This window comes from Candidatus Binataceae bacterium (assembly GCA_036495685.1).
Taxonomy (GTDB): domain Bacteria; phylum Desulfobacterota; class Binatia; order Binatales; family Binataceae; genus JAFAHS01.
In genome coordinates, this window is the sequence record DASXMJ010000222.1 from 1 (window position 1) to 9,277 (window position 9,277).

Below are 9,277 nucleotides of genomic sequence, written 5' to 3' on the forward strand. Positions count from 1 at the left end.
CCAAGACGTGGTCAGGGATGATCAACCGGACGCCCGTGAGGGACAGGCCGGGCGTCTTGGGGAGTCGGGAGGTTCATTGTACCGATGAAGCCGGGTAATGCCGGGGGAGGGACGGGACCTCAGTTCAAGACGAACGCACGATGATCAGATCATCGCGCCCGTGCAGATGGAGGACGGCAGCGTCGTGCCGCGTTCGGCGGGAACGCCGCAGGGGGGAGTGATCTCGCCCCTTTTGGCAAACCTGTTCCTGCATTACGCGTTCGACATGTGGATGGCGCGGACGTTTCCGCAGATCCCGTTCGAGCGGTACGCGGACGACATTATTTGTCACTGCAAAAGCGACGCGGAGGCAAGAGGACTCTGGAGCGCGATGGCAGATCGCCTTACGGTCTGCAAGCTGGTGCTTCATCCTGACAAGACGAAGATCGTCTACTGCAAGGATGTGAACCGGCGCGGCGACTTTCCGAACATTCACTTTGATTTTCTCGGGTTCCAGTTTCGAGCACGAAAGATCATGTGGGTGAAACCGGGCAGCCGCATCTTCTCGCACAGCTTCCAACCCGCCGCGAGCCCGACGGCGTTGACGCGCGTCAGGCGCGAAATTCGCCGCTGGGCACTGCATCACCGCAGCGACAAATCCCTGGCCGAACTGGCCCAGATGTACAATCCGTGCATCCTCGGTTGGATCAAACTACTACAGCCATTTCTATCGGACGCAGTTACGTCCGACCCTGCAGAGAATCGATGCCTATGTCATCCGGTGGGCGCGACGCAAGTTTAAGTGACTGCGACACCAGACCAAGGGTGCGCGAGACTGGTTTGCGCGGCTCCGTCGCACGTTTGGGAAGGCCCCGATGGTCGGATGCAGCTCTCCTGGCCTTCGAACACAGCAGGTGCCTTCTCGAAGTGCTCTCTGAGCACCGGCGGATATTCCACGCCGTGGCTTCGAGCTATGGCCAGCTTTTCGGCTCCACTTGGTGTCCACCCAAACCCGATCCCTGGAAAGTACCGCTCGAAGATGCGGACTAAGTCGTCTCGGTGACCGAGTGGGCGTCCGTCGATCCTGGACAGTGTCGCACTCAACCCCACCGTGACTCTCCTAGTGGATGCGCCAGAAAGCGAGCAGGCGTGCCCCATGTTTGGGGTCTGATGCGCGGAAGGTCAGCCCCCGCCGACTCGGCCGAAGGGCTCGCGCCCGGACGAACAAGCCCCTCGGGTGTTTCGCAGAATTACGCACCAGTGACCGTTATTAGCTCATCGAGGACTTGGTGCGCAAATTGTAAGTTTCGCATGAGTCAGCCGAAGCCACGGAGACGGGCGCGGCGATCGAGGTCGTTGGAGATCTTGTTCAGGTGACCGCAAGATTGCTTCCTCGACCAAAATCTTGCGGACGACGCGATGGCAGCGGAGGTGATGCCGCTGGCGTTTGGGGATGGGTGCGAACGGATGCAGGTCGATGTTGAGCTGGCGACGCCATCGGATGAAGCAAACGATGGCGGACATTGCGCGCCTCTTGAACCTATCATCATCAACAATCTGCCGCCTGATACAAAAAGAAAAGACCTGATCGCGGGGTAGTGCTGATCAGGCGATATGTCGTGGCACAATTCGCGTTCGTTCGATTATGCCATTTCACCTCAATGTGGAAAAGATCTCTTTAGATCGCCGTTTGTTGCTCCTCACAATGCTTGTCTGATCAAAACGTGGACGTTTTGGTCATCTCCGTCTTGACGCCGCGTCGCTCATGAGGCAAAGTGCCGTGGCCGCATCCGATATCTTTGGAAAGAAACAAAATGGGCCAACAACGTTTTCAACATTTGGATTCGCAAATTCCGCGGTGCCAACAGGAAGTGGCGACCGCTCCGCAGCACATCGCCCGACAGTCTTCGTGCGGCAACGCGCATGACTGTTCGGGAGAATGAAAAGCTGAAACCGACGGCTCAGGAAGAAATTGTCGAATGGATCAAATATACGGTGCCCGACAAAGAAGAACCCGCATACTTTGGGGAGTTTTAGTTCAAAATCCAGGACGATGGTACCCCGTCGCCGAATGTGGCCGCCAAGAACAAAGACTTAGCGTTGTTGAACGGCCTTTCCATTGCGCAGGAGTTCAATCTTTGGATGAGGGAAAACGGCAAGTCGCAAGCGGTCACCGATTGGAAGAAAGAAGATTGGTCGCCGATGTTTTGTGGGTTGAAACCGCTGGTGATGGATCGGGACGGCGCAGATGAGGTCCTTTGGGATGTTCTTTACAACGAAGGAGTAATGGTCCTTCCGAAAGGCGATATGTCTCCTGAAGGGTGGAGCGAGAATGAGGAGTGGAGCGAGAATGAGGAGTGGAACGAAGTATAGACTCGCGGAGAGAAATAGTCATGGCGAAGGAACAAACACTGACCGCCTGGGTTGAGGATGAAGTTCTCCACATAATGCTCGACGGGAAGGAGTGGAGCATTGCGCTAGATTTCAGAGGCGAAACCGATCCTGATGATGCCGCATTCTTTCTTACGGATCTTGGGCGAGCTTTGGAACAAAAATCGGGCACGGGATAACGATGGTGAAGAAACGAGCAAGAAAGAAATAACCGTGACGGTAAAGCGGAGGAAAATGTCTCCGATCTTGAATGCGACGCTTTGGGTTGAACAATTCACCGAGGATGGAGAAGAGGTCGGCGAGTACCTCAACATACAGCTGCTGAACGAAAACCGTTTAGGGTTCGTTTGAATTTCCAAGGATGAACACGCCGTCACATTCGTTGGAAATCTGGCGGAGGTGTTGAAGAAATAAAGCAGGAGGGAATAGAATGTTCGTGCTTGTGTTGATGGTATCCTGGATACACCTCCAGGAGTTGGACCGATGGGCGCTACAATAACCAGCATCGACAACATCATGAGCATAACAGTTTGTCAGGAGATGGGGCAGCCGTTCAATAAGAACTATGACCTTGCTGGTGCTGCTAAAGACTGTAAAGTCTGATTCATGTGTTTGTATAAGGAATAGGTCCGAAGGAAGAAATAGCCATGGCGAAGGCGAAGGCGAAGGAACAAAAGCAGCAGGTAGTTGACGTCTCGATCCACTACGCCTACGGCCGAAGCGCAACCGCCAAACTTCCGAAAGGAATGACCTGGACGCAACCTCATCAGGTGGGTCATTACGTCAAGGGCAATTTCCTGTTTCTTCGGTTCGATGGCGAGGACAAATGGCACAAGGTCAAACTCAAATTTGACAAGAGCAAACCAATCCTTGACCGCTCATTTGTTTCAAGTAGCGATGTCCCCGAGCTCGGCGAGACAGAGTATAAAGGCGGTAAACCCGTGTAAATGACCAAGGAAAAGAAGCATAACGTCGACTCGTTCCTAAAAAAGGAAACCGCCGGCGACGAGCTTCGACGTGGCGGCGAGGCAGCGATTCGTTGTGAGAAGGAGTTCCAGCAGCATCGTTACTGACGAAACTAACGAACAGGCGGCGAAGAAACGAACACGGAGAAACGATGGTGCCGAAAAAGTAACACGACATAGCCAAAGAAATAGATCAACGTACAACGGGTCGAGCCAGCCAAGCGACCAGAGAAAAAGCGGGCATTGAGGCCGCTTACTAGGTGCTCACGGAAACAAACGCGAGGACTTACACGGGGACCGTCCTAAACGAAGTGAAAGAAATAGTGAGCTCGAATGATCGAGCTGGCCCAGTTAGATCGAACAAAAGGCGGGCATCGACCACCCGCGAAGTCGAAGAAGCAACGATGAGCGAAATGCAATAGAGACAACCATGAGATCGTTTCGAGCGGTCAGCGGTAGCAGGTTCGGGAAAGACAAACGCGGCAAGGCGAAAGCTGGCGTTGATGATGAACTGACGATCTCCAAACTGTCTTTTGAGGATACCGCCAGCTCAATCAACCTTCGACATAAGATTGCGGACCTGTGCGAAGGTGAGAGCACTTACGACATTGCTGCGGCATTATCAATAACAACAGCAAAATTATTGATGCTTGTAAAGCCAAAAGATCGAGACGAGATCTTTCAGGTGTTCTTCCACTCGCAAAACGAAGCAGGTCGAGAAGAAGGACCCACCTCGCAAGAGGCAAACTGCCCCAGTTTCCTCGAGATCATGGATCGGAGAAGTCGCCGAACCGATTGCCAAGAGAAAAACTCGAACGCGGCGAAGGGTAATAACCACAATTCTATCGAAAATAAAACGTGCGGCGCGATGACCGAAAAGAAATACAATGTTTGGGTGAAGCAAGACGGCAGGTGGGTACCGCTGATCGGCCAGCACGGGAACGGTCGCCCGATCTTTGATATGGGGAAGCTTAGTGTGTGGGCGATCCGAGAGAATCGGCTCGCCTTGAGCTTGGACGACGCCCGCAAATGGACGTTGTTGTTAGCCGATCAAGATCCACGTATCACCGACGACGGCTCACCACGCCCGACAGATTGAAAGACGGATTTATCGAAGAAACATAAACGAGAGAATAGGTCATGATCTTCTATCTCGTCCTTCTCATCGCCTTGGTTTGCTTCATTGCAGTGGCAGCTTTTCGTGAGAGAAAGAAGAAAGAAGAGGTAATACGTAAGGCGGCGTTGCTCTTCAAAGAGAATGAACTCAATCTGGATGACTGATCATGAAGATCCTAGCTTTCTAAGGAATTTCCACCGAAAGGTAAGAAATAACTCGATGGTGGGAGCCGAAGATGGAGATCATGTTCGACCTCAAGCCTACAAGTTTGCGGACGAACTGTTTCAAATCATTGGCGATCAAACCGACCTTGAACTGCCCGATCAGATAACCGTGTTGATATCGGTGCTGATAGGCGTTTCCGCTAACCGGCCGCTGAGCGGACGAACATCGCCATTTGACATCCTGGGCCGTGTTGTGCTGGAGCCGCAGGCACAATCATCTGGCAGCAGGTATCGGCGACGGCACTCGAACAGTGGCATCGCGGCTTTGCGGCAGATGCACGCTAGGATGAATGCCTCCGTTTCCCCGATTTGCTAGTAAAAAAGTACTTCATCGCATAACGGCCGTCTCGCGCCGGCAAAGACGCGCCGCAATTTATGCAAGTTAGGTCACGCTTTTCAAGGGTAGGTTCAGCTTCGACCCGCACTAGCTCATAGCGCGTCTCGCAAGTGCGGCAATTGAATGGCTCTGGTTGTGGGCTTGTCATGCCGGTGATCTGGCGGTCAAAGCTGGTTTCCCGCAAGGGGGTGCGTAAAGCCACGCCAAAATTTAATCCGATCGCCGCGTCGGGGTCAGGTGTCAGACGTTCATGTATACGCATGCTCCATCTCGCAGATTGCCACCTTGACGATGCAGTCGTCGCCGTCGTCGCGATCGCTGGCGCCACGTGCCAAACACGTCTCCGTGAAAACATTTTTAACAACCTCGCATCAGGCGGAACAACGCGAATTCTTCAACTTTCATGAACGCACTCATCAAAAATCTCCAATTGAAGGTCTTAGGCTTCGAACGCATCTCGAGGTCAGCGAGCGGCATGGCATTTGCCTTACGCGCTCCGAAGATCTGGAGAAGGAACATGACCAGCACAACCAAACTTACACTAGTTGCCGCTACTGTTGCGGCGTTGTCGCTCGCCTCGCCTGCGTTCGCCCAATCGTTCGATCCAGCGGCCGTGACAGGCAACGTGCAGCCTGCGAATATACGCCCGTACCTGGTAGTCAGGAGGCAATTGGGCCCCATCGCAACGGACTCCGAGCTTACGCCAGAGTCGCTGCTCCAGGCGAGAATTGGTACGCCCCGACTCCGTGGGACCTCGACGGCGGCGCCTTCAGTTACTTGATGCACGGGCGGCTGTAACACGGAAATATCCCGTTACTCGAAGAAAGAGGCTCTCAGCCCTAAGCACCGCTTAGAGTCCCGTGCGCTCAGATGCTGACGAACCTTGCGCTGGCGGTTCAGGACCCTGAGTCGTTCCTGATCTAACTTTCTCGTCGCAGGCCTGTGAATTTGCCGGTATTCGCATGGCTTTGACTCCGTGGATTGCAAAGCGTGAGCTGGTGTTTACCGGACAATGGAGACGCGAATGCCGCGCTACAGTGCGGATTTGGTGCAAACGATGCGGGATGCGTTGGACGACGTGATGACCAAGATTCCAGCGAACCAGGCGACGTCGCCAGTGAAAGCGAAAGTTGCCGAAGTTATTTTGAAAACGGCCGCGAAAGGGCAAACAAGCTATCAAGGCCTGATAAGCGCCGCGTCAGAGCAGATTCACACCATAATTTCCGAACTGACATAAAGGCGGAAAGCCGGGAAAGGAGGAGTCGTCAGTGATCGTGACGACTTTTTCGTCGAGGCAATTCGTCTTGATGCGCAGTTCGTGGCCTCTGTAGGTCATCGTCCCATCTTTCCTGCGCTGCCCGACTCCCGTTACTTCGCGTAGTTGCTCCAGGGGCCTTGGCCCGGCGTGGTGCACAAGCCCCCACTTGGCGGGATAATGATGTCGCCGGGCACAGGCGCATTATTGCTCGGCCGCGCAGCCGACCATGAGCTTATCTGAGCCTCGGTGCACATTGCCGGCATGGCGCAAGTCGGCGGCTTATTGAACTGATCTAACGGATTATGGCAGATAGGCAAACTCGCTACCGGAACGGAGCGGTTCGTCCACCAAACGACGCCGCCAAGCACGGCCGCGCAGACCACGACGACCCCGGCGAAGATCGCCACCGTGATGCGGAACGAGCGATAGACGGCGCACAGCCAGATCAGGCCGAGACAGAAGGCGATGACGAAGAGAAAGTGCATGAGTGTCCCCCTCAGAACATGCGATTGGCGGAGTTGCGGTGAATGTGCGGATGGTCGGTTCGGTCCCCGCAAATTAATTCCGCCTTCACCTGAAGGCACCTTTGTAGCTATGTGGCAGTCGATCATAGGCAAGCAAATCGACGCCATGTGCATTGCCCGAAGTGGGCATAACGTTCCAACCCATTCGAGATAGCCGATAGGCCGCGAAGTACATTCCGATATTTCCGATAACCTGCGCGTCTTAACTTGCCATTGCTCATTCTCCCGTTGTGAGCCGCATTCGCGCGCCTTAGTCGCGTGAATTGGTCGCTGGAACATCGCTGCCGCGGAGATTACATTCCCGCTATGACCGCCGCCGCCACAAAAACCCCGCGCCGTACCGAGCGGCAGTTCGCCGCATCGCGCGCGCTCGCCGAGCCGCGGCGCTTCGCGATGCTCAAGGAGATCGGCGCCTGCGCCGGGCCGGCCGCGTGTAGCGCGCTGCACAAGAAGCACAAGGTGAGCGCCGCGACGCTGTCCCACCACCTAAAGGAACTCGAGACCGCGGGCCTGATCGAAATCGTCCGTCAGGGAAAATTCGCCAATCTCCTTCTCAACCGCGGCGTCCCGCGCGCCTATCTCGATCGCTTGGCGAAAATCTGAACGCTTTCCTCCCCTTGCAGAACTGCGGTTCATCCTGGCCGCCAAGGAAGTGGCCAAGCATTTCGGCCCGGACGGCGGCAGCATCATCAACATCTCGTCGGTGGCCAGCGAGAAGGCGGTGCCGACAGCGACAGTCTACTCGGCCACCAAGGGTGCGGTCGACACGCTGACGCGCGTGCTCGAGCTTGGCCCGCGCAAAATCCGCGTCAACGCCATCGCACCGGGCGGGGTGGAGACCGAGGGCGCCCACGCCGCCGGTGTCATCGGCAGCGATTTCGAGAAGGACATGGTGGCGCGCACCGCGCTCGGCCAGCCCGACGATATCGCCCGCATCGCCGTGTTTCTGGCCTCCGACGCCGCCGCCTGGGTCACCAGCGAGCGGCTCACCGCGTCGGGCGGGTATCACTAAAGCGCGGCGAGCTGAATAGAGCAAGGCTGAACTCAATCGCACCGGGCAGCTAGCCGTTGGCTTCTCCGGTTGGTTGGAAAAGTAAGGGGCGTCTCAGCGACGCCCAAAGTTCTAAGCCGCGTCGGGTTCGACTTCGGACCCCGTCTCGACGACCTCACTTGCATCGTCACTGACGTGACGTCAGCTTCGTCGGTGGCTGACAACCAAGACACAATCAAGCCGGCGGCTGAAGAAGGCTGTCAGACCTTTGTCGGTAACGCGCTGCGGTCTAAATGTCCGGTTTCAGCGTTGCGCGCGACGGGTCGTGGTCGCTTTGCAGTCTTAGCCATAAGGCAGCACCGCTGGCGGCCGAAAAGCTTATGAGGGTTGGCGGGGCTTAGTTGGGTTGTGTACTCAGCTCTTAAATTCCCCATGGAAGCCAAAAGGTATGACGTGCGGCGCAAACGCGCGTCCAACCTCTTCAAAGCTCCGTGCGTCAAGCACTAACAGGAATGAGCGGCCGCGCTGGCCGTCAAGGACCACGGAGACGATCACACCTTCAAGATGATCCGCACCATTCGGCCGCGAAAGGAATACCGGTTCTCCAGGAAAACACCCGTCCTCGAACCATCGTCGCACCTGATGGCCCCGCAGATCAAAACGCAGGAGTTGATTATAAAACCCTTCCGGCCGATCCTTGCGACCGCCTGCGGCATAGGCCGTTCCGTAGTCCAACCCGGCCTCGCGCGCATAGTCGATCGTCGGCAGTTCGGCGAACTCGTCGAACAGAACCTCGCTCGTCACGTCGCTGCCGTTAAGCGGCACGGTGTAGCGTTTGACCTGACTGTTTTCCAACGCCTCGGCTGCGGCCCGCCGATCGAGATACAGGTTGCTTATATGGCGACCCTCCGGGTAGGTGGGCACATCGAACAAAAGCGCACTGTCGCGCTCAAAACAGTTGATCTGATGGATGCCGAAAAACGGCTCGCCCTGGGCGCGGGCAACGACTGACCCGTCTGCCTTTGATACCACAGTGAAGATGGTGCCGCGCTCGGGGAGCCATTCGTAGTTCTCGATGAACGGCCGCTTCCTCACCGCGATTGCCTGCACGTCGGCAACCAGCGGGTATTCCGCGAGCAGGACGTAATGCTCGCTCATGCCGAAGCTGTGCATGTAAGCCGGGCGCTCGACAGGCACGACAGCAAAGCGCGTTCGTTTGCCATCGCGCGGTCCGCGATGAATCTCGTAGCGGCACTCACGAGCGAATATGTCGACGTTATTGATGAGATCGCCGGTGGCGCGATCGAAGTGGGGGTGAGGGGTCGTGTGCTGGGGCCGCGGGTTGCCATCGGCGTCGAGCAGGATGTCGTCGCGCCACGGCCACTCGCCGCGGGTCTCCAGCGTTTGCGGATCGATGGCGATCGGGAGCGGAGCCTCGCCCAGTGCCATGAGCATGTCACCGGCGTTGATAGCGTTCACGTTCGCATTTCC

General features: G+C 56.2%; 14 protein-coding genes. 12 read left to right on the forward strand and 2 right to left on the reverse strand.

Annotation, left to right across the window (positions count from 1 at the left end; translation table 11 throughout):
* The first annotated feature begins 97 nt into the window (after positions 1-97).
* The 10 genes from VGI36_20180 to VGI36_20225 all read left to right on the forward strand — a co-directional run bounded on the left by VGI36_20180 (position 98) and on the right by VGI36_20225 (position 6,250).
* A complete protein-coding gene (locus tag VGI36_20180) occupies positions 98-781 on the forward strand; it encodes a reverse transcriptase domain-containing protein (GenBank protein HEY2487468.1) in 684 nt (227 codons plus the stop codon).
* Positions 782-1,398: 617 nt separating this feature from the next.
* Positions 1,399-1,578 (forward strand): hypothetical protein, encoded by a 180-nt coding sequence (locus tag VGI36_20185; GenBank protein HEY2487469.1) that lies wholly within the window; start codon positions 1,399-1,401, stop codon positions 1,576-1,578.
* A gap of 474 nt (positions 1,579-2,052) precedes the next feature.
* The gene (locus tag VGI36_20190) at positions 2,053-2,352 is read left to right on the forward strand and encodes a hypothetical protein (protein ID HEY2487470.1); all 300 of its coding nucleotides are present in this window, start codon (positions 2,053-2,055) and stop codon (positions 2,350-2,352) included.
* A 20-nt stretch (positions 2,353-2,372) separates the two neighbouring features.
* Positions 2,373-2,549: a hypothetical protein gene (locus tag VGI36_20195; GenBank protein ID HEY2487471.1), complete on the forward strand. Its 177-nt coding sequence runs from the start codon at positions 2,373-2,375 to the stop codon at positions 2,547-2,549.
* A gap of 468 nt (positions 2,550-3,017) precedes the next feature.
* Positions 3,018-3,317, forward strand: a complete 300-nt coding sequence (locus VGI36_20200) for a hypothetical protein (protein HEY2487472.1) — start codon at positions 3,018-3,020, stop codon at positions 3,315-3,317.
* A complete protein-coding gene (locus VGI36_20205; protein HEY2487473.1) occupies positions 3,318-3,443 on the forward strand; it encodes a hypothetical protein in 126 nt (41 codons plus the stop codon).
* A gap of 322 nt (positions 3,444-3,765) precedes the next feature.
* On the forward strand, positions 3,766-4,434 hold the full coding sequence (locus VGI36_20210; GenBank protein HEY2487474.1) for a hypothetical protein: 669 nt from the start codon (positions 3,766-3,768) through the stop codon (positions 4,432-4,434).
* A 41-nt stretch (positions 4,435-4,475) separates the two neighbouring features.
* Positions 4,476-4,616 (forward strand): hypothetical protein, encoded by a 141-nt coding sequence (locus VGI36_20215; GenBank protein HEY2487475.1) that lies wholly within the window; start codon positions 4,476-4,478, stop codon positions 4,614-4,616.
* Entirely contained in the window at positions 4,609-4,992 is a 384-nt protein-coding gene (locus tag VGI36_20220; GenBank protein ID HEY2487476.1) for a hypothetical protein, read from the forward strand. Before VGI36_20215 ends, VGI36_20220 begins: the two co-directional genes overlap by 8 nt.
* 1,045 nt (positions 4,993-6,037) lie before the next feature.
* Positions 6,038-6,250 carry a hypothetical protein gene (locus VGI36_20225; protein HEY2487477.1) on the forward strand — a complete coding sequence of 71 codons (213 nt, stop codon included), beginning with the start codon at positions 6,038-6,040 and terminating at the stop codon, positions 6,248-6,250.
* Positions 6,251-6,381: 131 nt separating this feature from the next.
* Here VGI36_20225 and VGI36_20230 read toward each other — a convergent pair whose 3' ends face one another.
* Complete coding sequence (locus VGI36_20230) at positions 6,382-6,756, reverse strand: hypothetical protein (protein HEY2487478.1); 375 nt, start codon at positions 6,754-6,756, stop codon at positions 6,382-6,384.
* A gap of 345 nt (positions 6,757-7,101) precedes the next feature.
* On the opposite strand from VGI36_20230, the gene VGI36_20235 reads away from it, so the two are divergent.
* A complete protein-coding gene (locus VGI36_20235) occupies positions 7,102-7,398 on the forward strand; it encodes a helix-turn-helix domain-containing protein (protein HEY2487479.1) in 297 nt (98 codons plus the stop codon).
* A gap of 34 nt (positions 7,399-7,432) precedes the next feature.
* Positions 7,433-7,807 (forward strand): SDR family oxidoreductase, encoded by a 375-nt coding sequence (locus tag VGI36_20240; protein ID HEY2487480.1) that lies wholly within the window; start codon positions 7,433-7,435, stop codon positions 7,805-7,807.
* A gap of 393 nt (positions 7,808-8,200) precedes the next feature.
* On the opposite strand, the gene VGI36_20245 is transcribed toward VGI36_20240, so the two are convergent.
* A partial coding sequence (locus VGI36_20245; GenBank protein HEY2487481.1) for a carotenoid oxygenase family protein occupies positions 8,201-9,277 on the reverse strand: 1,077 nt, incomplete at its 5' end.